The organism is Mesorhizobium sp. M0060, from assembly GCF_040323155.1.
In the GTDB taxonomy this organism is placed as follows: domain Bacteria; phylum Pseudomonadota; class Alphaproteobacteria; order Rhizobiales; family Rhizobiaceae; genus Mesorhizobium.
The window spans coordinates 164,014-188,341 of sequence record NZ_JAMYUP010000002.1 but is presented as its reverse complement, the minus strand read 5'-3'; the positions used below and the strand labels follow the sequence as shown (position 1 = coordinate 188,341).

General features: G+C 63.3%; 26 protein-coding genes and 1 tRNA gene. 19 read left to right on the top strand and 8 right to left on the bottom strand.

Features of this window, described 5'->3' with window-relative positions:
* The first annotated feature begins 5 nt into the window (after positions 1-5).
* From NKJ94_RS03225 to recQ, 5 genes are all read left to right on the top strand, one after another.
* Positions 6-782 (top strand): FadR/GntR family transcriptional regulator, encoded by a 777-nt coding sequence (locus tag NKJ94_RS03225; protein WP_352522941.1) that lies wholly within the window; start codon positions 6-8, stop codon positions 780-782.
* Positions 783-796: 14 nt separating this feature from the next.
* Positions 797-1,654: a 5-dehydro-4-deoxy-D-glucuronate isomerase gene (kduI, locus tag NKJ94_RS03220; protein WP_352522940.1), complete on the top strand. Its 858-nt coding sequence runs from the start codon at positions 797-799 to the stop codon at positions 1,652-1,654.
* Positions 1,651-2,418 (top strand): 2-dehydro-3-deoxy-D-gluconate 5-dehydrogenase KduD, encoded by a 768-nt coding sequence (kduD, locus tag NKJ94_RS03215; RefSeq protein ID WP_352522939.1) that lies wholly within the window; start codon positions 1,651-1,653, stop codon positions 2,416-2,418. The genes kduI and kduD overlap by 4 nt, the downstream gene beginning before the upstream one ends.
* Before the next feature lie 24 nt (positions 2,419-2,442).
* A complete protein-coding gene (locus NKJ94_RS03210) occupies positions 2,443-2,781 on the top strand; it encodes a cupin domain-containing protein (RefSeq protein WP_352522938.1) in 339 nt (112 codons plus the stop codon).
* Positions 2,782-3,151: 370 nt separating this feature from the next.
* Entirely contained in the window at positions 3,152-4,990 is a 1,839-nt protein-coding gene (recQ, locus tag NKJ94_RS03205) for a DNA helicase RecQ (RefSeq protein ID WP_352522937.1), read from the top strand.
* 30 nt (positions 4,991-5,020) lie between these two features.
* Here the strand turns inward: recQ and NKJ94_RS03200 are convergent, their stop codons facing one another.
* The 4 genes from NKJ94_RS03200 to NKJ94_RS03185 form a co-directional block, all read right to left on the bottom strand.
* Positions 5,021-5,119 carry an SEC-C metal-binding domain-containing protein gene (locus NKJ94_RS03200; protein ID WP_352522936.1) on the bottom strand — a complete coding sequence of 33 codons (99 nt, stop codon included), beginning with the start codon at positions 5,117-5,119 and terminating at the stop codon, positions 5,021-5,023.
* Between the two features lie 133 nt (positions 5,120-5,252).
* Positions 5,253-5,963, bottom strand: coding sequence for a DUF1186 domain-containing protein (locus tag NKJ94_RS03195; RefSeq protein ID WP_352522935.1), 711 nt, complete (start codon positions 5,961-5,963; stop codon positions 5,253-5,255).
* 253 nt (positions 5,964-6,216) lie between these two features.
* Positions 6,217-6,540, bottom strand: coding sequence for a hypothetical protein (locus NKJ94_RS03190; RefSeq protein ID WP_352522934.1), 324 nt, complete (start codon positions 6,538-6,540; stop codon positions 6,217-6,219).
* Positions 6,541-6,669: 129 nt separating this feature from the next.
* Entirely contained in the window at positions 6,670-7,563 is an 894-nt protein-coding gene (locus NKJ94_RS03185) for an alpha/beta fold hydrolase (RefSeq protein ID WP_352522933.1), read from the bottom strand.
* Positions 7,564-8,291: 728 nt separating this feature from the next.
* Here NKJ94_RS03185 and NKJ94_RS03180 point away from each other — a divergent pair.
* Entirely contained in the window at positions 8,292-8,888 is a 597-nt protein-coding gene (locus NKJ94_RS03180) for a TetR/AcrR family transcriptional regulator (protein ID WP_352522932.1), read from the top strand.
* 77 nt (positions 8,889-8,965) lie between these two features.
* Positions 8,966-9,541: a DUF308 domain-containing protein gene (locus tag NKJ94_RS03175; RefSeq protein ID WP_352522931.1), complete on the top strand. Its 576-nt coding sequence runs from the start codon at positions 8,966-8,968 to the stop codon at positions 9,539-9,541.
* Between the two features lie 325 nt (positions 9,542-9,866).
* Here NKJ94_RS03175 and NKJ94_RS03170 read toward each other — a convergent pair.
* Positions 9,867-9,956 (bottom strand) — tRNA-Ser (locus NKJ94_RS03170).
* 338 nt (positions 9,957-10,294) lie between these two features.
* On the opposite strand from NKJ94_RS03170, the gene NKJ94_RS03165 reads away from it, so the two are divergent.
* The 3 genes from NKJ94_RS03165 (at position 10,295) to NKJ94_RS03155 (ending at position 12,063) form a co-directional block, all read left to right on the top strand.
* Positions 10,295-10,987, top strand: a complete 693-nt coding sequence (locus NKJ94_RS03165; protein ID WP_352522930.1) for a 50S ribosomal protein L21 — start codon at positions 10,295-10,297, stop codon at positions 10,985-10,987.
* Between the two features lie 98 nt (positions 10,988-11,085).
* On the top strand, positions 11,086-11,355 hold the full coding sequence (gene rpmA, locus NKJ94_RS03160; RefSeq protein ID WP_023678077.1) for a 50S ribosomal protein L27: 270 nt from the start codon (positions 11,086-11,088) through the stop codon (positions 11,353-11,355).
* Between the two features lie 120 nt (positions 11,356-11,475).
* The gene (locus NKJ94_RS03155) at positions 11,476-12,063 is read left to right on the top strand and encodes a GNAT family N-acetyltransferase (RefSeq protein ID WP_352522929.1); all 588 of its coding nucleotides are present in this window, start codon (positions 11,476-11,478) and stop codon (positions 12,061-12,063) included.
* A 10-nt stretch (positions 12,064-12,073) separates the two neighbouring features.
* Here NKJ94_RS03155 and NKJ94_RS03150 read toward each other — a convergent pair whose 3' ends face one another.
* On the bottom strand, positions 12,074-12,943 hold the full coding sequence (locus NKJ94_RS03150) for an endonuclease/exonuclease/phosphatase family protein (RefSeq protein WP_352522928.1): 870 nt from the start codon (positions 12,941-12,943) through the stop codon (positions 12,074-12,076).
* 115 nt (positions 12,944-13,058) lie between these two features.
* Between NKJ94_RS03150 and obgE the strand changes: the two genes are divergently transcribed.
* A complete protein-coding gene (gene obgE / locus NKJ94_RS03145; protein ID WP_352522927.1) occupies positions 13,059-14,090 on the top strand; it encodes a GTPase ObgE in 1,032 nt (343 codons plus the stop codon).
* A 2-nt stretch (positions 14,091-14,092) separates the two neighbouring features.
* Positions 14,093-15,220, top strand: a complete 1,128-nt coding sequence (gene proB / locus NKJ94_RS03140; RefSeq protein ID WP_352522926.1) for a glutamate 5-kinase — start codon at positions 14,093-14,095, stop codon at positions 15,218-15,220.
* An 18-nt stretch (positions 15,221-15,238) separates the two neighbouring features.
* On the opposite strand, the gene NKJ94_RS03135 is transcribed toward proB, so the two are convergent.
* Entirely contained in the window at positions 15,239-15,727 is a 489-nt protein-coding gene (locus NKJ94_RS03135) for a hypothetical protein (RefSeq protein ID WP_352522925.1), read from the bottom strand.
* 78 nt (positions 15,728-15,805) lie between these two features.
* Between NKJ94_RS03135 and NKJ94_RS03130 the strand changes: the two genes are divergently transcribed.
* The 3 genes from NKJ94_RS03130 to NKJ94_RS03120 all read left to right on the top strand — a co-directional run bounded on the left by NKJ94_RS03130 (position 15,806) and on the right by NKJ94_RS03120 (position 19,307).
* Positions 15,806-17,086: a glutamate-5-semialdehyde dehydrogenase gene (locus NKJ94_RS03130; protein ID WP_352522924.1), complete on the top strand. Its 1,281-nt coding sequence runs from the start codon at positions 15,806-15,808 to the stop codon at positions 17,084-17,086.
* A gap of 268 nt (positions 17,087-17,354) precedes the next feature.
* Entirely contained in the window at positions 17,355-17,942 is a 588-nt protein-coding gene (locus NKJ94_RS03125) for a nicotinate-nucleotide adenylyltransferase (RefSeq protein WP_031212055.1), read from the top strand.
* Between the two features lie 75 nt (positions 17,943-18,017).
* Positions 18,018-19,307 (top strand): MFS transporter, encoded by a 1,290-nt coding sequence (locus NKJ94_RS03120; protein ID WP_352522923.1) that lies wholly within the window; start codon positions 18,018-18,020, stop codon positions 19,305-19,307.
* A gap of 29 nt (positions 19,308-19,336) precedes the next feature.
* Here the strand turns inward: NKJ94_RS03120 and NKJ94_RS03115 are convergent, their stop codons facing one another.
* Positions 19,337-20,194: a mechanosensitive ion channel family protein gene (locus NKJ94_RS03115; RefSeq protein ID WP_352522922.1), complete on the bottom strand. Its 858-nt coding sequence runs from the start codon at positions 20,192-20,194 to the stop codon at positions 19,337-19,339.
* 251 nt (positions 20,195-20,445) lie between these two features.
* Between NKJ94_RS03115 and rsfS the strand changes: the two genes are divergently transcribed.
* From rsfS to NKJ94_RS03095, 4 genes are all read left to right on the top strand, one after another.
* Positions 20,446-20,823: a ribosome silencing factor gene (gene rsfS / locus NKJ94_RS03110; RefSeq protein WP_352522921.1), complete on the top strand. Its 378-nt coding sequence runs from the start codon at positions 20,446-20,448 to the stop codon at positions 20,821-20,823.
* 61 nt (positions 20,824-20,884) lie between these two features.
* Positions 20,885-21,367 carry a 23S rRNA (pseudouridine(1915)-N(3))-methyltransferase RlmH gene (gene rlmH / locus NKJ94_RS03105; protein ID WP_352522920.1) on the top strand — a complete coding sequence of 161 codons (483 nt, stop codon included), beginning with the start codon at positions 20,885-20,887 and terminating at the stop codon, positions 21,365-21,367.
* Between the two features lie 135 nt (positions 21,368-21,502).
* A complete protein-coding gene (locus NKJ94_RS03100; protein ID WP_352522919.1) occupies positions 21,503-22,849 on the top strand; it encodes a murein hydrolase activator EnvC family protein in 1,347 nt (448 codons plus the stop codon).
* Entirely contained in the window at positions 22,850-24,175 is a 1,326-nt protein-coding gene (locus NKJ94_RS03095; protein ID WP_352522918.1) for a S41 family peptidase, read from the top strand. It begins immediately after the preceding gene.
* Positions 24,176-24,328 lie beyond the last annotated feature (153 nt).

Here is a 24,328-nt window from a genome sequence, read left to right as displayed (position 1 = left end):
GCGACATGGCCTGGGACACCGCAGTCGGCCTCCGCGTCGAACGAAGACCGAAGCTTTCGGAAACCGTCGTTGCGGCGATCCGCAAGCAGCTGCAGGCGGGCGAGATCCAGCCGGGACAAAAGCTGCCGACCGAGGGTCAGTTGACTGAAACCTTCGGGGTCAGCCGCACCGTGATACGCGAGGCGCTGGCCAAACTTGCCGCAGACGGCCTGGTCGAGCCGCGCCAAGGCGCCGGCGTCTTCGTTACCGAGCATATCTCGACGATGTTCGGTGCTCTGGCAGCGGAGATGGGCAGCAAGGATTCGATCGCCCTCAACGTTCTGGAAGTCAGGTTGGCGATCGAGATCGAATCCGCCGGGCTCGCTGCCATCCGCCGCAACGCTGCACAGGAAGCGGCAATCCAGGAAGCCTTCTTCGAGTTCGAGCGGCTGCTCCTCAACAGCGAGCCGACGGGACCGGCCGACCTTGCCTTCCACCGCGCAATCGCCAGCGCCACAAACAATCCTTTCTATGTCGAGATGCTCGACGTGCTCGGCCGGCGCGCCATTCCTTGCGACGTGACTTCGCCCTGGTCGACCGAGCTCGCCCAGTCCGACGCCTACCAGCGCGGCCTGCAGCGCGAGCACCTGATGATCCTCAATGCCATCTCGGCAGGCGACGCCGAGGCGGCCCGGGAGGCGATGCGCGCGCATCTCGGTGCCAGCCAGCAGCGCTATCGCGAGCGCCTGCACGCGCGCCAGGTTTTTTATGCCGACTCGGTCAAGGCCGCGGCAACCGAATGACCAATGAGGCAGCAATGATTCAAACTGACGATCACACGGATTTCACCTCCCGCTTCGCCATCGACCCTGTTTCTGCCGCGGCGATGGGCACGGACGAGCTCCGTCACAATTTTCTCATCTCGGGCCTGTTCCAGCCCGGCCGCATTAGCCTGACCTACACCCATTACGACCGCATGATCGTCGGCGGCGCCATGCCCGCCGACGCACCGCTTTTGCTGCAGGCGATCAAGCCGACCGGGACCAAGGATTTTCTCGACCGCCGAGAAATGATCATCGTCAATATCGGCGGTGCCGGCATCGTCAAAGCTGGCGGTCAATCCTACGAGCTGCAGCCGCGCGACATGCTCTATCTCGGCATGGGCACCGATGAGGTATCGTTCGCTGCGAGCAATCCGGCTGAGCCGGCTAAGTTCTACCTGCTCAGCGCGCCGGCGCATCAGAGCTACCCCAGTCAGCTGATCCGCATCGGCGATGCCAAGCGACTCGATCTCGGCAGCCAGGCGACCTGCAACGAGCGCTCGATCTTCCAGTTCATCCATGCCGACGGCGTAAAGACCTGCCAATTGGTCGTCGGCATGACCCAGCTTGCCCCCGGTTCCGTCTGGAACACCATGCCTTGCCATGTGCATGACCGGCGCATGGAGGCCTATCTCTACTTCGACCTGCCGGAGACGGCGCGGGTGTTTCATTTCATGGGTGAACCAGACGAAACGCGCCATCTCGTCATGCGCAACGAGGAGGCGGTGCTGTCGCCGGGATGGTCGATTCATTCGGGTGCCGGCACTTCCAACTATGTGTTCATCTGGGCGATGGCCGGCGACAATGTCGACTATACCGATGTCGATCTGGTAACGATGGAAGAGCTCAAGTGAGCGATCTCTCGGCCTTCAGCCTTGCCGGCAAGCGCATCCTCGTCACCGGCGCCAATACCGGAATCGGCCAGGGCATCGCCGTGTCGATCGTGCGCGCCGGCGGCATGGTCGTCGGCGTCGGCCGGTCGGCGATGGACGAGACGGCAGAGAAGATAGCGGCGGCCGGCGGACGCTTCGAAGCGGTCCGCTGCGACCTTGGCGATGATGCAGCTGTCCAGGCGATGCTTGACCGCGTCTGGGACGATACGGGGCCGCTCGACGGCCTGGTCAACAATGCCGGCATCATCCGACGTGCCGATGCGGTCGAACTGACCGAAGCCGACTGGGACGACGTCATGGGCGTCAATCTCAAGACGGTGTTCTTCCTCAGCCAGAGTTTTGCCAGGCGCGTGCTTGCCGCTTCGGGGCGGCGTGGCAAGATCGTCAACATCGCTTCGGTGCTGAGTTTTCAGGGCGGCATCCGCGTCGCCTCCTACACCGCCTCCAAACACGGCGTGCTCGGCATCACCCGGCTGCTCGCCTGCGAATGGGCGGCAAAAGGCATCAACGTCAACGGCATTGCGCCGGGCTATATCGAGACCAACAACACCGAGGCGCTGCGCGCCGATCCCGACCGCAGCGCCTCGATCCTGGCGCGTATCCCGGCCGGGCGCTGGGGCGCGCCGGAAGACATCGGCGACGCAGCCGTGTTCCTGCTGGCGCCGGCGTCGAACTATATGCATGGCGCGGTGATGCCGGTGGACGGCGGCTGGCTGGCGCGATGAGCAACAAAAGATGAGAGTTTGGCGATGACCGGAACCAAAATCTTCTCGCATGCCGGCGAGGGTGCGTGGACGCCGACGCCCGATGGCAATCGCAGGCGCGTGCTCTTGCACACTGATGAACTGATGATGGTCGAGTTTGCCTTCGACAAGGGCGGCGTCGGTGCATTGCACTCGCACCCGCACGTCCAGGCGAGCTACGTCGCCGAAGGTCGCTTCGAGGTCACCATCGACGGGAGGACCGAGATCCTGGAAACCGGAAGCAGCTTCATCGTTCCTTCCAATCTGATCCATGGTGTCAAGGCGCTGGAGGCGGGACGGCTGGTCGACAGCTTCACGCCGCACCGCGCCGATTTCCTCGACTGAGCTGCGGGCCCGAAGATCAGGCTGCCGGTTTGCGCTTCTCTCGGAACGAAAAACCCGCGCCTCCGGAGAGACGCGGGCGTGTTGCCTGGGCGCTTGTGGCGCCGCGGTACTCAAAACATCACCGCAGAACCTGAACCTGCCGAATGATGGTGAAGATAGGATTAACCGCCCCGAGACGGCGCGATATTCACAGCCAAGGCGAATAGGGGCTGGAACGACGGTCTCATATCGGCCAATGAGAGAGAAGTTCTCTTCAGGCGGTGCCGAGGACAGGACTAGAGGGGCCTAGAATGTTCGAATCTGCTGTCCAGGCAATCACCTGGCGATTCGCCGGTGAATTTCGGCAGGTCATGTTCCCGAAAGTGCTGCAGTGCAGATAACAGCGAGCATCCCGGCAGAGGTTCCCAAGCGGCGCGTCCTGAAGGATGTGTTCGGCTTCGATGATTTTCGTCCCGGCCAGGCGGTCGTGATGGAGGCGCTGCTGGCCGGGCGCCATGTGCTGGCCGTCATGCCGACCGGCGCCGGCAAATCGCTCTGCTACCAGGTGCCGGCGCTGGTGCTGGGCGGGCTCACCATTGTCGTTTCGCCCTTGGTGGCGTTGATGCAGGACCAGGTCGCCGCATTGCGCCTTGCCGGCGTGGCGGCCGATACGATCAATTCCTCACTCGACCGCGATGCCAATATCGCTGCATGGCGCCGCGTCGCGGCAGGCCAGACACGCCTGCTCTACCTTGCACCGGAGCGGCTCATGACGGCGCGAATGCTCGACGCGCTCGCCAGGCTCGATATCCGGCTGATCGCCATCGACGAGGCGCATTGCATCTCCCAATGGGGACCGGCGTTTCGGCGCGAATATGAAGAATTGTCGCGGCTGCGCGGCATCTTCCCTGATGTGCCGATCATTGCGCTGACGGCGACGGCGGACGAGACGACGCGCACCGACATTGCCGCGCAACTGTTCGACGGGCGCGTCGACACCGTGGTGCTGGGCTTCGACCGGCCAAACATCAAGCTAGGCATCGAGCCCAAACAGGACAGCAAGCGCCAATTGCTGAGCTTCGTGCAGCGCCATGCCGGCCGCAGCGGGATCGTCTACTGCCTGTCGCGCAAAAAGACCGAAGAGATGGCGGCGTTCCTCGAGCGGAACGGCGTGCGTGCCCTGGCCTATCATGCCGGCATGAGCAAGGACGCGCGTGAAGCGAATCAAAACGCTTTCATGACCTTGTCCGGCGTCGTGATGGTGGCGACCATCGCCTTCGGCATGGGGATCGACAAGCCGGATGTCGCCTATGTCTTCCATACGGATCTGCCGGGCAGCCTCGAAGCCTATTACCAGGAAATCGGGCGAGCGGGCCGCGACGGGCGGGCGGCCGAGGCACATATGCTCTTCGGTCTCGGCGATATCCGCATGCGGCGGCTTTTCATCGAAGACGAGGACGCACCGGCGGAGCACAAAAGGCGCGCGCACGGCCGGCTCGACACGCTGATCGGCTATTGCGAGACGGCGCAGTGTCGCCGCCAGATCCTGCTTGGCTATTTCGGCGAAAGTGCGTCGCCTTGCGGCAATTGCGACAACTGCCTTGACCTGGCGCCGCATGCGGATGGTGAGGCGGAGGCACGGATCATCCTCGCGGCCATCGCACAGACCGGCGAGCGCTTTGGTGCTGCCCATGTCGTCGATGTTTTGCTCGGCCATGAAACCGAGAAGGTCCTGGCCAGGAACCACCACAGGCTTACCAGCTTCGGCACCGGTGTGGCGCACAAGAAGAATCTATTGCTGTCGCTGGTCCGCCAGCTCGTCGCGGGAGGGTTTCTGACATTGGACTCAGGCGGCCATGGCGGCCTCGCCATCGCCGAAAAGGGCCGTGAGCTGGCCCGCGGAGAGGCTTCGTTCCGGTATCGTGTGGACGCGCGCCAGTCATCGCGAGGCAAGATACGTCCCGTACAGGGCGCCGCAGCAGGCACGGAAGCTCTGGATTCGGCGCTGCTGGCCGCACTCAAGGCGGTACGGCTGCGTCTCGCCCGCGAGCGCCAGGTGCCAGCCTTCGTGATCTTCTCCGATCGTACGCTGATCGATATGGCCGAACGCTGCCCGAGTGATCTGGACGCCTTCGCCGAAGTGAATGGTGTCGGCGCCGCGAAGCTCAAAGATTTCGGCGAGATATTTCTCGGCGCGATCGCCGCGCATCAATCCGATGGATCGGCTTGAAAAACCCTCACCAACGTCCTGCGGCAACTGTCAGTTTGCGAGGCAACATTTCTTGAATTTCTTGCCGCTTCCACAGGGGCAGGGATCGTTGCGTCCGACATCGCGCAAGGGGTTTGTGGCCGGCGTCATGTTGGACCAATCTCTGGTTGGCCAAGGCTCCCAATCGTCCTCGTCAAGCCCAATGCCGTGAGTCGTCCAATCCAGCGCCGCGAGCACATCGTCGATATAGCCGAGATTGGCGTGCTTGAACCGATCGATGTCATCAGGGCGTTGCTCGGCGTTCCAGCAGATCCCTTTCGAAATGGCTGCGTTCTAGCACTCCGTACGGCACACGGTCTTCGTCCCAGGCGCTGTAGACGAGCGGGACAAGATCGCGCACCGCGAGCAGGGCGATGGCCTCCAGCCAGCCAATCCAGGCGTGATCGTCGTCGTCAGCCAGCCTCTCCTTGAAGAACCGCTCGAGAAACTGCTGCATCCGATCTCGCTCGATTCGGCCTTCCCAGGTTAGAAAGGTCGCCGCGCCCAGCAGCGCTTCGCGGGTAAATTCGTCGACGGAGCGGTCGGCGATGACGCTGAACAGGGCGTCAACATCGCCGTCGAACACGCCCGCGACGATGCGTGCCATGGTTTCGGTGATGGCGTCGCCGAGCAGGCGGTTGGTTTCCTTCTCCGGGCGGCGCAGCAGGCGCAGCAAGGGTTGACATGCCTGGCTGTCACGGGCGCCGCCCAGAACATACAAGCCTCTGAAGAGCAGCATCTCCTCATCCTCCGACAGAGCCTCTCCATCGGCCGCTCTCGTGAGGATCGCCCGCAACGCGGGAGCGGATTCTTCAATCCTTGCGATGCAGTGAATGATTGCCACATCCGGCAATTGCCGCTTGGTGGCCACGGCATGCAGTTGGTCTTCTATCGGACCCAGATCGAAGCCGGGGTTGCCATGGCCAAGGATAGATTCCAGATCTTCGTTCTTCATGGCATTCTCGATGTCGTTCGCGCTTGCCAAATCTACGCCAGACCGGCTGCCTTTCAACAGTTCATCCGCTGCATGAGTAGCAAATTCCTGTGCAGAAGGTCATCGCCGCCAGTGGAACGGGCAGCGGCGAACCGTCGTCTCAAGCGGCTCTACGACGCCGTTGAGGTGCGTCTTCTCAACCGTCGATTCCAATGCCACATCCTGCGATGTTGATCATCTTTCTGCCTTGCAGGTTCTCACGCCGGCGGCGCGATTAGCACCTGCTTCGTCTCGCCACTGCAATCGCAGCCTCCTGCTGCCGCAAGCGCTCGATCTTCGCACTCTGGCGGGCAGTGACAGCAGAGGCGATACGCCGCCCTCCCCATAGCCAGTCCGGAATATCGGTGTGGACGACTTTGCCGCGAGCGATGGCTGTTGCCGACATTTCGTCGGCGACCGCGCCCATCGCGACGTTGAGTTCGACGCAACTCATCGTCGCGTATTTCGCGGCATCGAAGGATGCAGGCAAAGGCGATGCGCAACTTCCGACAAACATGAGGCTGCATATCAGAGGCGTGGCCGTGGAGATCGCCTTCATTCTCTTATCAAACACGTTGACGCCGGACGGGCGAATTTCGGAGGGTTCTCGATCTCGGGCCGCGAAGCGCTCCCGAAGTTCTGCGTAACTGAAGCATGTGAATCTCTACAATACTCTGTCCGGACCGTCCTATTTGTCTTCGAAGAATTCCGAGAGAAGCGCTGCGGTCTTGCCCGGGTACTCTTCCGGGAAAAAGTGCCCGCCTTGGACAGCGCGTCCTTCAACTCTGTCGGCCCATTTTCTCCAGATAGCCAGCGGCCCGCCTTCTTGCGTATACCAGTTCTCCAGGCCGCCTTCGCCACTCCATAGCGCCAATAGCGGACACTCGATGCGACGACCGTTTGCCTGGTCTAGCGCGTCATGTTCACGATCGATCGTGGCAGCGGCCCGATATTCTTCGCAGATCGCGTGAATATGAGCGGGATCGCGAAGCGCATCAACATAGGCGTCCCTGACCTCTTGGGAGAATATTTTTGCCGACGATCCCCACTGCCCAATCGCATTGTCGACGACGGCATCGGGAGCCGCGCCAATCAGACGCTCCGGCAGGGGCTCCGGCTGGGCAAGAAGGCTCCAGGGCCAGAAGCCGAGCGTCAGTCTGGCATCGGCCCTATCCCATGCGGCGGCGGTTGGGATGACGTCGAGGACGGCGATTCTAGACACCGCATTGGGGTGATCGAGCGCCAGACGATAGGCGACCCGCCCGCCACGATCATGCCCAGCCACCATGAACCGCTCAAACCCTAGTTGCTTCATGGCTTGAACCATGTCGACGGCCATGGCGCGCTTGGCGTATGGGCTGTGGTCGGAGGAGGAAACCGGGCACCCGCTTTGCCCGTAGCCTCGAAGGTCGGCGGCGACCACCGTGAAGCGGGGCGCCAAGGCTGCGGCGATATCCCGCCACATCAGATGCGTTTCTGGAAAACCGTGAAGAAACAGCAGCGGCGGACCCGTGCCACCTACCCTTGCGAAAATGGTCGTATCGTCCAGCCGCAAGCTGCTGGCACTGAAACCTGCAAACACCGTCAGCCTCCTCGGCGTCCCTTAGACAAGCTTTAAGGGTACTAACGGTCGCCTGAGGCGAAAACCCCGGCCGCGATGGCCAGGGTTTAAGCCGGCTAATTGCTAGAACCGAAACCAGACCCAAACGCGCCTGCGGAAGCACCGCCTGCGCCGATAGCCATTTCGCCAGTAAACGCGACAGACCCTTCTCCAAGCGCGCCGGCGGCGCCGGCGTGGCCGGTGCCACCGGCGATGATAGACCGGTTGCAACTCTGCTTGAGTATCGTCGTCGTCGAAGGTCTCTATATCCGGCGCCTCGAGTTCATCGAGAATGCCGCTTCTGGCAGCTGGAACGCCGGCCACTGCGTTCATAGGCCGAACTGCGCTCGCAAGGGCGGCGGCCCCGGCAATGCCAAACATTCCTGTCAAAAATAGTCGCCGATCCATGGAAACCTCCCAATCTTCAATCAGCGAGACAACAAGGCTAACGATGGGGAGATAGCGCAGTCGATATAAAAGCCCAGAGCCGCGCGGCGATTGGCGGTGGTCCGATCGGCCGGAGGGCGTCGCCGCCTCCTCGAAATCGATCGACAAACACCCGGAGTTTTTGAATGATGGCGGGCCGTGAACGACGAAGATGGGACCTACGTCTACGCTATGGCTACCTAATTCCACGCTACTGCTCTCTGTTTGTCGCTCGCGTTGCAAGGAGGGCTTGACGGCCATCCTACCAGAAGGTAGGGTAGGGCATGAGCAACTTATCTACCACCTCTGACGACATCCTGGCTTGTGCGCGTTCTCTGATTGTCGCTGGCGGCTACAACGGTTTCAGTTATGCCGACATCTCTGATGTGGTCGGGATTCGTAAGGCGAGCATCCATCACCATTTCCCAAGCAAGGTCGATCTGGTCCGAACGCTGGTTGCGCGGTATCGGGAAGAAGCTGAAGCGGGGATGGCGAATCTCGAACTTCAGGTATCCGATCCGCTCGAACAGCTTCGGTTCTACGCTGGGTATTGGGAAGCCTGCATCGCGGATGCCAGCGCTCCGTTTTGTGTCTGCGCGCTGTTGGCAAGCGAGCTCCCTGTTCTGCCCGAGGAAGTTGGCCTTGAGGTCCGGGCGCATTTCCGCTCCCTGTCAGCGTGGCTGACATTCGTGCTGGAGCGTGGCGCGCGGCACGGCCAACTTCAACTGATGAGTACCCCTCGTGCCGAGGCTGAAGCGTTCATGGCAACGGTTCACGGTGCGATGCTTTCGGCACGGGCCTATGGCGATCCGAAGATATTCGGCGTCGTGACAGGCCCCCTCCTGGAGCGACTCCGCGCTTCTCCCCAGATACGGCCCTAGATCTCAAATAACCATAGCCGTGATCGCTCTGCGACGTTCGTCGAGAGCCTCTACCTACTAGTCGAAAGGACGATCCAATGGCGGTTCACAGTGGCGATCTTTCTCGCGCCAGCCAGGAACAATGGCTCAAGCTCTATTACTTCGCTCGGACAGCGTTCTCGGCTGTCTGGGTGGCGGCTGCCTTTACGGTGGGACAGAATTCCGGAGGGATCGCGGCGGTTTTACTCGTGGCTTATCCTGCATGGGATGCCCTCGCCAATTTTGTCGACGCATCGCGCAGCGGAGGATTGGGACAGAATCGCACGCAGACCATTAACGTCGTGGTCAGTGTGGCGACAACGCTCGCGGTCGTTCTCGCGCTGAAGATGAGCATGAATTGGGTGCTCGGGGTGTTCGGCGTATGGGCGATCCTGTCCGGCCTGCTTCAACTCGGCACCGCAGTCCGCCGTTGGAAGAGCTATGGTGCGCAGTGGACGATGATCCTGAGCGGAGGGCAATCAGCACTGGCAGGTACGTTTTTCATCGTGCAGGCGCGGATGCCGATGCCGCCATCCATCACCAACGTGGCCGGCTATGCCGCAGTAGGCGCCCTCTACTTCCTGGTTTCGGCGGTGTGGCTGAGCGTGAGCCAATTGCGGCGGAAGGCTGTATAGCCCGCCATCTTAAGCCATCACCGACCCGATCAGAGATACTGTCAGCCGCTGGTGTCGGCTCGCCGATCTGTCGACAGAACGGAACGACCCACCCCGTCCTTAGACTGGAAAGGAGACCGATATGTCTGGAATTTCACCACTCGGCTGGGTGGATACACTCGGCAGCCTGCCTGCCTCCGGCTACTCACCCAGCGGGTCGAGGTCGAGGAACAAGGAGGTCCGCATCATGGGGTCCAAGAGCAACGTGCTCCGAACCTTGTGGCGCTCTCTAGCTCCGGCGCAAAATTTGATACCCTGGGCGTGTCCGGAATGGACCCCGTTGAAGTGGCGGAGAGGGAGGGATTCGAACCCCCGATGGGCTTGCACCCATGCCGCATTTCGAGTGCGGTGCATTCGACCACTCTGCCACCTCTCCGCGGTCATGGTCCGCCGTTGCCGGCGCGGCGCACTAGATAACGGCTGGACAGGCAGGTTACAAGGGCCAATCTGCCCCGGCGCCGCAGCTTCTGTCCGCGCTTCCTTCGAGGCTCCGGTGGCCCGCTGCTCGATATTTCCCGGACTGGGCTCAACCCATTCGCAGCTTGCCCGCGGCGCTTGCCTTGACTCAAGCCGAACCTTCGGTTAGGGACAGCGCGCAATCGGCGTGGAGGGATCTTCCGCGCCGCTTGTTTTTTGAATCCGCAGACTGACAAAAAGACGGCCGAACCGCCTGAGGCGGTTCATCAAGGCCGACCGAACAGCGAAAGGCAAAAAATGTTCGCAGTCATCAAAACGGGCGGCAAGCAGTATCGCGTTGTCGCCAACGATCTTCTGAAGATCGAAAAACTCGAAGCCAATGTCGGCGACATCGTCGAGATCGGTAGTGTGCTCGCGCATGGCGAGGGCGAGAACGTCACATTCGGTGCGCCGTTCGTCGATGGTGCGACGGTCACCGCCGAAGTCGTCGAGCAGGGCAAGAACCGTACCGTCATCGCCTTCAAGAAGCGCCGCCGGCAGAATTCACGCCGCAAGATCGGCCATCGCCAGCTTTTGACCACCGTCAGGATCGCCGAGATCCTGCTGGGTGGCGCCAAGCCGGCGAAGAAGGCCGCCGCCAAGACCGAAGCGAAGGCCGAGGTTGCAGCCAAGACCGAGGCGAAGGCTGATGCCGCGCCGAAGGCCGAAGCGAAGGCAGAGGCTGCGCCAAAGAAGGAAGCCAAGGCCGAGGCAGGCGCCGCCGCCGCGCCGTTGTTCAAGGCGCCGAAGGGCGAGCCGGACGATCTGACCGTGATCAAGGGCATCGGCCCGGTCGCCGCCGGGCAGCTCAACGAACAGGGCATCGCCACTTTCGCCCAGATCGCCAAGCTGTCCGACAAGGATGTCGCCAAGATCGACGAGCACATGCCGTTCAGCGCCGACCAGATCAAGGACTGGCGCGAGCAGGCCAAGGAATTGGCGAAGAAGTAGAACGAACCGGCGCAATCGTCGCCGGATCGGACTTGAAACGGAACGCGAACGCGTTCATAAGATCGTTTAGGCGCCTCGCGGCGCATCGGAGTAGTTAGATGGCACACAAGAAAGCTGGCGGATCGTCGCGCAATGGTCGCGACTCCCATTCCAAGCGGCTCGGCGTGAAGAAGTTCGGCGGCGAAGCCGTGATTCCGGGCAACATCATCATTCGTCAGCGTGGCACGACGTGGCATCCCGGCACCAATGTCGGCATTGGCACGGACCACACGCTGTTTGCGCTCGAAGCTGGCGCAGTCACCTTCAACAAAAAAGCCAATGGCCGAACCTACGTATCGGTGAACCCGATGACGAAGGCAGCGGAGTAGCCGGTTCCGCACGAGAACACCGGCACCCATCTCGGGAACCGGTGTCTGGCCAAGCCAGGAAATGGATCAGGGGAGATGGGTTTCCATCTCCCCTTTTTCTTGTGCCTGGAGGACTTTGACATGGTTGCCGAAGCGGAAGACTCAGACGACGAAAGTTACGCGATAGATTGCCCCGTCCTGGTCACCGAGCGGCTGGTCATGCGTGCCCCGCGTGAAAGCGACATCGAGCAATTGGTGGCGCTCGCCGACAACCGCCATGTCGCGGAAATGTTGGCCCGCATGCCGCATCCCTATGGCGAGGCCGAGGCACGCGCCTTCCTCGCCATGACAGCATCGCGCCGAGCGGGAATCGCCTATGCGCTGACGCTGGCTGGCACCGAGACCTTCGTCGGCTGCGCCGGGCTCAACACCACGGATCGCGGGCTGGAGCTCGGGTACTGGATCGGCGAGCCGTACTGGAAACGCGGCTATGCGACTGAGGCAGCGCACGCACTGGTCGACCTTGCCTTCCAGAGAACCACGATCCAGGTGCTGCACGCCTCGACGCGGGTCATCAATCCGGCCTCGCGCCGGGTCATCCACAAATGCGGCTTCCAGTATGCCGGCCAGGGCATGCTGAACTCGATCGTTGCCGGCCAGGTGCCGGTCGAGCGCTACCGCCTTGATCGCAAGACCTGGACCAGCCTCAGGAACTGGGTGCACTTTTGATCGGCGCTGCTCACGCCATCTCGACCCAGACCGGCACGTGGTCGGAGCCGACCGCTTGCCGGTCGACCCACAGGCGGTTTAGCGATTTGGCGAGCGAGGCGCTGGCAAAGACATAGTCGATGCGCTTGTGGCGGCTTGCATCATCCGGCCGCTTGGGGTCGACCCAGGTGATGAGATCGGCGCCGGCAGCGCCGAGGCGCGCGGCGGCATCGACGGCGAGGTCGGCGGTCACCGGCATGCCGAATTCATGGTCAGGCTGGCCGGCGAGTTCGACATATTCCGGCGATCCGGCCAGCATGTTGAAGTCGCCCATGACGACGAAGGCTTCGGGATAAGGCAGGTCCGGCAAGCCGATCTCGGCGACGCCGGAGAGCCCACCGCCCTCAAGCGGGTAGTTCAACAGGCGTTGGCGCAGAAAGCGGATCTGGCTCAGCCGTTCAACGGGGCTGCGGTGGTCGAGATGGGTGGAATAGAAGCGGATGAAACCAAGCGGCGTTTCGATCAGCGCCTCCAGTGCGCCGCGCTGGAAGTTCATCGCTTCGAAACTGCGGCTGCGCGGCAAAAGGAGATTGCGCGACAGATGGATCGGCGTTCTCGACAGCACCATGTTGCCGAGCTGGAAGGTGGTCGTGATGGCTCGGCCGTTCTCCAGACGCGAGCCGGCGTCGGCCTCGAAATTGCTGCCGTAGACGGCAAAATAGTCGGGCAGTGCCTCGCCGAGCTCGGCCACCATGTCGCGGCCGCCATTGTTGGGATTGGCGCGGGTGACCTCCTGCAGCGCGATCACGTCGGCGCCGCGCACGGCATCGGCGATGCGGCCGGCATCATAGCGGCCGTCGAGACCGATGCCGTAGTGGATGTTGTAGGTTACCAGCTTCATTGCGACTCCGGCCATGTTCATAAACAGCCCTCGCCCTTCGCCCTGCCTTGGTTTAGAGCAGTGCCGAAGGTTTAGAGCAATGCCGCAAGGCCACTAGCAGAAACTCAGCAATCCGATGAAATTTCTCGATCAAGCCAAAGTCTACATCCGCTCCGGCGACGGCGGCGCCGGTTCGGTGTCGTTCCGGCGCGAAAAGTTCATCGAGTTCGGCGGTCCGGACGGCGGCGACGGCGGCCGCGGCGGTGATGTCTGGGTGGAGGCGGTCAATGGACTGAACACGCTGATCGACTATCGCTATCAACAGCATTTCAAGGCCAAGACCGGGACGCACGGCATGGGCCGCGACATGACCGGCGCCAAGGGTGCCGACGTGACGCTGAAAGTGCCGGCCGGCACGCAGGTCTTTGCCGAGGATAACGAGACGCTGATCTGCGATCTGACCGTCGTTGGCCAGCGCTTCCTTTTGGCCAAGGGCGGCAATGGCGGCTTCGGCAACCAGCATTTCAAGACCTCGACCAACCAGGCCCCGCGCCGCGCCAATCCCGGCCAGCCGGGCGAAGAGCTCAACATCTGGCTCAGGCTCAAGCTGATCGCCGATGCCGGCCTGGTCGGGCTGCCCAATGCCGGCAAGTCGACCTTTCTGGCGGCGGTCACCGCGGCCAAGCCGAAGATCGCCGATTATCCCTTCACCACGCTGCATCCCGGCCTTGGCGTGGCCCGCATTGACGGTCGCGAATTCGTCATTGCCGATATTCCGGGCCTGATCGAAGGCGCGCATGAAGGTGTCGGCATCGGCGACCGCTTCCTTGGCCATGTCGAGCGCACGCGTGTCCTTCTACATCTTGTCTCGGCGCAGGAAGAAAATCCGGCCGATGCCTACAAGACCGTGCGTGCCGAGCTCGAAGCCTACGGCAATGGGCTGACCGACAAGGTCGAAATCGTCGCGCTTTCCCAGGTCGACATACTCGATGCCGACGCACGCAAGAAGAAGGCCGCCTCGCTGAAACGCGCGGCCGGCCGCGCGCCGATGCTGCTTTCGGCAGTCACCGGCGAAGGCGTCGAAGCAGTGTTGCGCGCGCTGATGGCTGTGGTGGCGGAGGCGCGCGAAGCTGTCGCTGCGCCGGTCGAGACGCGCTGGAACACATAGCCATGGCCGCGCAATCGCTGAAAAATTATCGGCGCATTGCCGTCAAGATCGGCTCGGCGCTGCTTGTCGACCGCACGACGGGCCTGAAGCGCGACTGGCTGGCCTCGCTTGCCGGCGACATCGCCGTGCTGGCCAATAGCGGCGCCGAAATTCTCGTCGTGTCTTCCGGGGCGATTGCACTCGGCCGCACCATCCTCGGCCTCGGCAAGCGGGCGCTGAAGCTCGAGGAGAGCCAGGCTGCTGCTGCCGTCGGGCAGATCGCCTTGGCCGGCGCCTGGTCGGATGCGCTCGGCAAGAATGGCTTGAAATCGGGCCAGATCCTGCTGACGCTCGGCGACACCGAAGAGCGCCGCCGCTATCTCAACGCGCGGGCGACGATCTCGACACTGCTCAAGATGAAGGCGCTACCGGTCATCAACGAGAACGATACGGTGGCCACCTCCGAAATCCGCTATGGCGACAACGACCGGCTGGCGGCGCGTGTCGCCACCATGATGGGCGCCGATCTTTTGGTGCTGCTTTCCGACATTGACGGGCTCTACACGGCGCCGCCGGCGCGCGACCCGCAAGCCCGGTTCATTCCGGTCGTCGACCGCATCACCCCCGACATCGAAGCGATGGCGGGTGCCGCCGCTTCGGAATTGTCGCGCGGCGGCATGCGCACCAAGCTCGACGCCGGCAAGATCGCGACCGCCGCCGGCACCGCCATGATCATCACATCAGGCACGCGGCTGTCGCCGTTGCTGGCAATCGAGCGCGGCGAGCGCGCCACCTTCTTCCGGCCGAGCGCCAATCCGGTCAAGGGCTACAAGACCTGGATCGCCGGGCAGCTCGAACCGGCGGGACGGCTGACCGTCGATGCCGGCGCCATCGGCGCGCTGCTCTCCGGCAAGTCGCTGCTGCCGGCCGGCGTCAAACTGGTCAGCGGCAATTTTGCGCGTGGCGACACGGTGGCGATCTTGTCGCCCGAGGGCCGCGAGATAGCGCGCGGGCTGGTTGCCTATGATGCCGCCGATGCCGTAAGGATCGCTGGCCTGAAGACGACCGAGATCGAAACCGTGCTCGGCTACGAGGCGCGTTCGGCGATGATCCACCGCGATGACCTTGTGGTGAGCGGCGCGACCGACTGAGAAAGGGCTCCATGCACGCTACTTGCGGGGTTCAGGCGGCCATTTAGGCGGGTTGCGGTATCTTTCCTCAACGTCGCGTTTAGTTCTCAGCAACTCGCTGCAGCCTCCCAGTTCTGCTTCGATCCCAGCCTTGGCTCGTCGATCCACCTCGATTTGGGAAATGTCCTTGTCGTCCCCGGCGACGACATCGCGAATAAGCCCGTCGGTCGTTGTTATTTTCGCACTTGTATCCTCCTTCGTCCTTTTTTCTATTTCCGCTTCAAGCCGAGCCCGCGGCCCACATCCATGGAGCTCCTCGACAACGACGGCAATCCGAGAGGGCGGTGTCGCCGGTGCGCCGCAGTAGCGTTCAGCAAAAGCAAGTTGCACCATCAAGCTGTACGCAATCAAAGCCATCCCGTCGGGGCTCTCGCCAGGCTCGAACTTGTCGTCGCAGTAGTCGGCGGCGTGAAGGCCTGTCGGCAGGAGCATCGCGCCGACAGCAACGAGAATTATGAAGCTCTTCATTCTACTCCCCCAGATTTGCGGCCATTGCCGCGAAGGCCGGCCGCGTGTAAATCCACCAAGCTTCACCGGAGCGGTCAGATGCTGAACAAACACAAAGGCGAAGATGTAGCCAGTTTGATGGCACGGACGGGCCGTAAGGCCCGCGCCGCCGCCCGACCGCTGGCCATCGCCACCACCGCCGCCAAGAATGCGGCGCTTCTCGCCATGGCCGACGCGGTCGTTTCCCGTGAGCAGGACATTCTTGACGCCAATGCCATCGATGTCTCGAATGGCCACGAGTCCGGGCTTTCCGGCTCGTCCATGGACCGGCTGAAGCTGGATCCGGCGCGCATCCGCGCAATGGCCGACGGTATTCGCGAAATCGCCGCACTCGGCGATCCGGTTGGGGATGTCATCGCGGCTTGGGACCGGCCGAACGGCCTGCATATCGAACGGGTGCGCACGCCGCTCGGCGTCGTCGGCGTCATTTACGAGAGCCGGCCGAACGTTACCGCGGATGCTGGCGCGCTGTGCCTCAAGGCGGGCAATCCAGTAATCCTGCGCGGCGGCTCGGATTCACTCAATTCTTCCGCCGCGATCCACGCTTGCCTGGTCGAAGGGCTGGAGGCAGCCGGGCTGCCGCAAGATGCCATTCAGCTTGTGCCGACCACCGACCGCGCCGCCGTCGGCGAAATGCTGAAAGGGCTTTCCGGCAATCTCGAGGTCATCATTCCGCGCGGCGGGCGCAGTCTGGTCGAGCGTGTGCAGAACGAGGCGCGGGTGCCGGTCTTCGCGCATCTCGAAGGCATCTGCCATGTCTATGTCGACCGCTCAGCCGATCTCGGCATGGCGGTCAAGATCGCCGTCAACGCCAAGATGCGGCGCACCGGGGTGTGCGGTGCCGCCGAGACGCTGCTGGTCGACCGTGCCGTCGCGTCGACGCATCTGGTGCCGATCCTCGAGGCACTGCGGGCGGCAGGGTGCGAGATCCACGCCGATGCCGAGGTGCTGAAACATTACGCCGATGCCCGGCCCGCGACCGACGCCGACTGGGTGACCGAGTATCTCGACGCGATCATCGCGGTGAAGCTGGTCGACGGGATTGGCGGCGCCATCGAGCATATCGAGAATTTCTCCTCGCATCACACCGAGGCGATCATCGCCGAGGACGCCACAGCGGTCGACCGGTTCTTCAACGAGATCGATTCGGCGATCCTTCTGCACAACGCCTCGACCCAGTTTGCCGATGGCGGCGAGTTCGGCATGGGCGCCGAGATCGGCATCGCCACCGGCAAGATGCATGCACGCGGGCCGGTCGGCGTCGAGCAGCTGACCTCGTTCAAATACCGCGTACGCGGGTCGGGACAGGTGAGGCCTTGAGCGCCGGTCTTACCCTCCCCCTTGTGGGGAGGGTGGCGAGCATCGCGAGCCGGGTGGGGGTGCGACGCTGAACTCTGCAACACCCCCACCCCCCGCCCCGGCGCGGGGCGGCCCCCCCCCCCCGGGGGGGGGGGGGGGGGCCCCCCCGGCGGGGGGGGGGGGCCCCGCGACGCTGAACTCTGCAACACCCCCACCCCGCTCCGCTTCGCGGATCGACCCTCCCCACAAGGGGGAGGGTAAGGAATCCGTATCCTCCCACTATCTGCACATGCCGCATGCCGGGAAAGGCGTGGCGGTCGGGCTGTTCGGTGGTTCATTCAACCCGCCGCATGCCGGCCACGCGCTGGTCGCCGAGATCGCGCTCAGACGCCTTGCGCTCGACCAGTTGTGGTGGATGGTGACGCCCGGCAATCCGCTCAAGAATGCCGGAGACCTGGCGCCGCTGGCCGAGCGGCTGCAGCTATCCGAAAAGATCGCCAAGAACCCGAAGATCAAGGTCACCGCCTTCGAGGCGGCCCACCGCGTCCGCTTCACCGCCGACACGCTGGCGCTGGTCAAGGCGCGTAACCCCGGCGTCGATTTTGTCTGGATCATGGGCGCCGACTCGCTTCGCGACTTCCACCGCTGGCAGCGCTGGCGCCGCATCGTGATGACGTTCCCGATCGCGGTGGTCGACCGGCCAGGCGCGACGCTGTCGTTCCTGTCGTCGGTGGTCGCCAAAACCTTCGACTATGCCCGCGTCGACGAAGGCGACGCACCGCGGCTCGCCCGCATGACGGCGCCGGCCTGGACCTTCATCCACGGCCCGCGTTCGTCGCTGTCGTCGAGCGCGATCCGCAAGGTGGCAAAGGGCTGAACCGGCGCGGAAGGCAAGTCCCGGTGATGTCGCTTTTGCGGCTGCCTTGACCTGCTTGATGGGCGATCCTCGGTCATGACGATTCTCGAGCGCGACCAGGACAAGAACGGTCTAGGGCAGCCGGCGCCGTCGATCGCCATTGCCAGCATCCTTTTGTCGATGGCGCTGATCGCCGTCGGCAATGGGCTGATGTTCGCCTATATCCCAGTCCGGCTCGGCGCCGAGGGCTTCGATCCGACATGGGCGGGGCTGATCGTCACCGGTCTTTCGGCCGGCGGCCTTGCCGGCTGTATCCTGACCGGGCCGCTGGTGCGGCGCGTCGGTCATGCCCGCGCATTCATGGTGCTGTCGGCGCTGATCGTGCTATCCAACGCCGCCGTAGGCGCCGGGCCGCATCCATTGCCGTGGATCGCTGCACGGGCGCTCTACGGCTTTGCCATTTGCGGACTATTCATCGTCGCGCAGAGCTGGCTGAACGATGTCATCGACAACGCCATCCGCGGCCGGGTCATGGCTACCTTCTACGTTGCCTATGTCGCCGGCCTCGGCGTCGGCTATTCGACGCTGGCGTTGGTCGATATCCGCGCGGCCGACGCGCCGCTGATCGGCATCGTCTTCACCGCGCTGTCGATCCTCCCCGTCGGGCTGACGCGGCTTGCGCAGCCACCGTCGCCGCAAGCAGCGTCCGTGGCGCTCGGCCGGGCCTGGCGGATTTCGCCGGTCGGCGTTGCCGGCATGCTTGCCGTCGGCGGCCTGTCGATGACGATTTCGGGTTTTGTGCCAATCCATGCCACGGCCAAGGGCTACAGCCAGGCCGACGTCGCATTGCTGCTTTCGGCGATGCCGGTCGGCACGCTGATCCTGCAGATTCCGCTCGGCTGGATTTCCGACCGCACCGACCGGCGCTTTGTGCTGATCGCAGCGTCGGCACTTGCCGCAGCGGCAGGCCTGTTTGCCTTGGGTTTCGACGGCGGCGCGCTGGCGGCGCTGCTCGTCATCTACGTGGTCTGGGACGGCGCCTCGGAATCGATCTATTCGCTGGCCAGCGCCCATGCCGGCGACCGCGCCGGCAAGGACGATATGGTGGCGCTGTCGAGCTCGCTTTTGTTTGCCTGGTCGTTGTCCGGCTTCGTCGTGCCCGGCATTGTGACCGGGCTTTCCGCCATCTACGGCACGCAGACCTTCATTTATGTGGCGATCGTCATTGCCGCCGCCTATTGCCTGTTCGTTCTCTGGCGCGTCGTCATGGTGCGGCCCGTGCCCGCCACCGAGACCGGCAGTTTCGCGCCGATGACGGCGCAGGCGCCGTTGCCTGTCGATCTCGCCTTCGCGCCCGAAGATCAGCGCGGGCGCGGAGAGCTTTGAGGGGCATCCTGCCAGCTGGCTGCAACGCTCTATTGCTGCGTGGCTGAGGCCTCCGGCTGCGGCGCTTGCGGCGCCGGCGCCGGAATTGAAAGACCTTCGGCATCGAAGGCCTGCTTGACCCCTTTGGTGAGGTCGATCTGGGCGGCGAAGAAATCGGCAGCCGCCGTCCAGTAGCGTAAGGTGATGGCGACGTTGCTGTCGCCGACAGTCGCGACAAAGGCGATCGGCGCCGGCTGCCGCCTGACGCGCCTTTCGGCGGCGGCGACGCCGAGCATGGTCTTTTGCGCGAAATCGATGTCGTTCCACGAGCCGATGCTGAGCGTGATGTCGCCGCGACGCACACCGTTGCGGGTGAAGTTGCGGACCGGCTGGTTCCATAGGGTCGAGTTGGGCGCAAGCACGTAGACGCCTTCGACCGTCCTCAGCGTGGTAGCGAATAGCCCGATCTCCTCGACGGTGCCGGATATGGCGCCGACCTCGACATATTCGCCGATGCGGAACGGCCGCAGCGCCAGGAGCATGATGCCGGCGGCAATGTTCTGCAGCGTGCCTTGCAGCGCCAGGCCGATGGCCAGGCCGGCGGCACCGATGGCGGCAATGATCGAAGCCGTCTGCACGCCGAACTGGCCGAGAACCATGATCACGACAAGCCCCAGAATGGCGTAGCGGACGACCTGCGAGAAGAAATGGCGGAGCGTTTCGTCGAAGCCGCTGATATGGCCGAGGCCGGCATAGATCGAACGCTCGGCGAGGCCGGCGACGATGTAGCCGATGACCAGCAGGATGACGGCGCCGACCGCCGAAAGCGAGTAGGAGACGATCAGCGTACTTAGTTGCGCAAGGCCGGATTGCACGGTGAGGAGGGCGTTCTGGGGATCGATCGGCATGTCGGGGATTCCGGTTCATGGATGAGCCGATAACCGCTGCGGGGCGAGGCGGTTCCGATTTCTCGCCTGGAAAAGCCGCAATGCGGCACGACATTCGGCCGTTACGAGATGTCGGTTTGCGAGCGCCGTCTTGAAACTGCAACGCAACTCTGCCTATCTAAGCAGTGTCACCTGATTTTAGGGGTGATTTGGTTGTTCTTGCTGCGAAAGGAAATACACTGAGAACAGCACTGCGGAAGAAGGCCGACATCGTGCCTTCGCCGGCCGGGATCAGCGTAAACGACGCCGTGTCCCGCGCCATCAAGACAGTCCTTGCCAGTCTGGAAGACTCCAAGGCCGAAAATATCGTCTCAATCGACATTCAGGGAAAATCGAGCCTCGGCGACTACATGGTCGTCGCGTCGGGCCGATCGCACCGTCATGTCTCGGCTGTCGCCGATCATCTCCTCAAGGCGCTGAAGGATGCCGGGCTCGGCACTGCGCGCGTCGAGGGGCTGGCTGGCGCCGACTGGGTCCTGATCGATTCGGGCGACATCATCGTCCATGTCTTCCGTCCCGAGGTCCGCGACTTCTACAATCTCGAAAAGATGTGGCAGGCGCCGGATCTCGAGGAAGACACCCTCCACTGAGCCGTATTTGTCTTGATGCATGTCGTTGTCCGACATGCATCAGCGGCTCTTCGAGACAGGGATGAAGATTACCGTTCATGCCGTGGGCCGAATGAAAGCCGGCCCCGAGAAGCAGTTGGCCGATCGCTATTTCGAGCGCTTCGCCAAAAGCGGCCCTGCTGTAGGCCTCGAATTCGCCGGGATCGCCGAGATTGCCGAAGGCCGGGCGCAGACGGCCAATGAGCGCCGGCGCGAGGAAGGCCAGAAGCTGCAGACGCACTTGCAGCCCGGCACGGCGCTGATGCTGCTGGATGAGCGCGGCAAGAACCTTTCCTCCGAGGATTTCGCCGGCCGCATAAGCTTCCTGCGCGATGGCGGGCGCAAGGCGCTGGTGATTGCCATTGGCGGCGCCGACGGCCATGACCAGTCGCTGCGCGACCTGGCTGATCTGACGGTGTCGCTCGGCGCGCTGACCTGGCCGCATCAGCTGGTCCGCGTGATGCTGGGCGAGCAGCTTTACAGGGCGGCCACAATCCTTTCCGGCCATCCCTACCATCGTTCATGAAGCCGGCTCGATCAGCGAATTGACGCCAGCCGCCCGGATTTTTGCCCCAATGCTCACAGAGGTTTGCGGATGGCGGCCGGGGCTCGAACATGGTTGATGGTTCGTTAACGAAGCCGCGCATAGAGTTGGGCTTCAATGTCTGAAGACTGGAAATCACGAACGGGCTCTTGGCGCGCGCGCTACGGCATCGCCGTCGCGGCGATCGTGCTTTCGCTCGGGGTCGCGCGGGCCGAGAACACGCTCGACCTGGCGCCCGACCCGGACCAGAGCCGCGCCGAATACGAAAAGGTGTCGAAAGAGATCACGCTGTCGTCCGATCGGCTGGCCAAGCTCGCCGCCGACATAGCGGCGGTCAAGAAGGACCACGCCTCGATCACGGCGGCGCTGATCCAGTCGGCGATGACCGAGCAGAAGCTCGGCCAAGACATCGAGGATATCGGCGGCAAGCTGGAAGGGCTGAAGGCCGAGGAGCAGAAGATCCGCGCCTCACTGGCCGCTAGACGCAACGTTCTGGCCGAAGTGCTCGGCGCGCTGCAGCGCATGGGGCTCAATCCGCCGCCTGCGATCCTGGTCAAGCCCGAGGATGCATTGTCGTCGGTGCGCAGCGCCATCCTGCTCGGTGCCGTGGTGCCGGAACTGCGACAGCAGACTGACATATTGCTGGCCGATCTCAAAGAGCAGTCGCGGGTGACGGCCTCGATCGAGGCCGAGCGGGCGCGGCTGACGTCAGCGGTCGGCGAACAGGCGGCGGAAAAAAAGCGGCTCAGCATGCTACTCGAAGCCAAGCAGAAGCTCGCCGCCGATACGGAAACCGCGTTGGCCGCCGAAAAGCAGCGGTCCGCGACGCTGGCGGCCAAGGCCGGCAGCCTGAAAGAGCTGATCGCATCGCTGGAGGCCGACAGGGCCCGCAAGGCGGCGGATGCGGCCAAGGCAGCCGAGCAAAAAACGGCGGACGCCGACAAGGGCCCGGCATCGGGCCCGGCGGCGCCGACGGAATTGGCCTCGCTGCCGGTGCCGGAGAGCAACAGGCTCACCGCTGCCGCACCGTTTTCCGCGCTTCAAGGGCAGATCGCGCTGCCGGTCACCGGCAGGATCAAGCGGCGCTTCGGTGCCGACGACGGTAACGGCGCGGTGATGCTCGGTGACATGGTTGCGACACAATCGGGAGCCATCGTCACAGCGCCGGCGGATGGAAATGTGCTTTATGCGGGGCCTTTCCGCTCTTACGGTCAACTCTTGATCCTGAATGCGGGTGACGGCTATCATGTCGTCCTGGCGGGGATGAGCAGAATCAGCGTCGCGTCTGGCCAGTCGGTGCTCGCAGGAGAACCGGTCGGCGCGATGGGAGAGGCCCGGGTGGCGAGCACCTCGGCATCGAAGAATGGAAATGCCACACCGGAGCTCTATGTCGAGTTCCGCAAGGATGGAAAACCCGTCGATCCGGCCCCATGGTGGGCGGACCGTTTTTCTGGAAGGACGTGAATGATGCGGAAACTGTCGCTTCTGTTTGCCGGTGCGCTGATGGGTGCATCGGCGATGAGCCTGGTCTATGGCGCGCCCGGCTCGACGGCGAAGGCTGCGGGCTCCGAGACCTACAAGCAATTGGCGATCTTCGGCGACATCTTCGAACGGGTGCGGGCGAATTATGTGACGCCGCCCGACGACAAATCGCTGGTCGAAAATGCCATTAACGGCATGCTGTCCTCGCTCGACCCGCACTCCTCCTACATGAATGCCGAAGAAGCGCAGGACATGCGCGTGCAGACCAAGGGCGAATTCGGCGGCCTCGGCATCGAGGTCACCATGGAGAACGACCTGGTCAAGGTGATCACGCCGATCGACGATACGCCTGCCGCCAAGGCTGGTGTGCTCGCCGGCGACTATATCGCCAAGATTGACGGCGAGGAGGTTCGCGGCCTGACCCTCAACGACGCCGTCGAGAAGATGCGCGGGCTGGTCAACACGCCGATCAAGCTCACAATCCTGCGCCAGGGCGCCGACAAGCCGATCGAACTGACGGTCGTGCGCGACATCATCAAGGTGAAGGCGGTCAAGTTCCGGGTCGAGAACGACATCGGCTACATGAAGATCACCTCCTTTACCGAAAAGACCTATGACGACCTCGAGAATGCCATCGACACCATCAAGAAGCAGGTGCCGAACGACAAGCTCAAGGGTTACGTGCTCGATCTGCGTCTCAACCCAGGCGGTTTGCTCGACCAGGCGGTGAGCGTGTCGGATGCCTTCCTCGACCGTGGCGAGATCGTCTCGACGCGCGGCCGCGATCCGAAGGACGTCACCCGCTTCGACGCGCGGTCCGGCGACGACATCGGCGGCAAGCCGCTGATCGTGCTCGTCAATGGCGGCTCGGCCAGTGCATCGGAAATCGTCGCCGGTGCGCTGCAGGATCTGCGCCGCGCCACGGTGGTCGGCACGCAGTCCTTCGGCAAAGGTTCGGTGCAGACCATCATCCCGCTCGGCGAGAACGGGGCGCTGCGGTTGACGACGGCGCTCTATTACACGCCGTCCGGCAAGTCGATCCAGGGCAAGGGCATCACGCCCGACATCAAGGTCGACCAGCCACTGCCGGCGGAACTGCAGGGCAGGGATCTGACGCGCGGCGAATCGGACCTCAAGGGCCATATCAAGGGCGCCGACGAAGGCACGACCGGTTCGGGCTCAGCCGCCTATGTGCCGCCGGAGCCGAAGGACGATTTGCAGCTCATCTATGCCGAGCAGCTGCTGCGCGGCCAGAAGACCGATCCGGCGTTCCCGCCGAATCCGCAAAAGGCCGTGTTGAACCAGTAAGGGCGGGCAAGCCGGGGCCAAACAGGTCTGGCTGCCTGAGCGAAGCGATGCGATGCTGCCGGGGCCGCGAGGCTCCGGCAGTTTGATTCGGGGCCGCGGCCGGGATGCTGCGCACCTCGATGAAATGGGGCGGGCCGATATTTGGATTTGCGC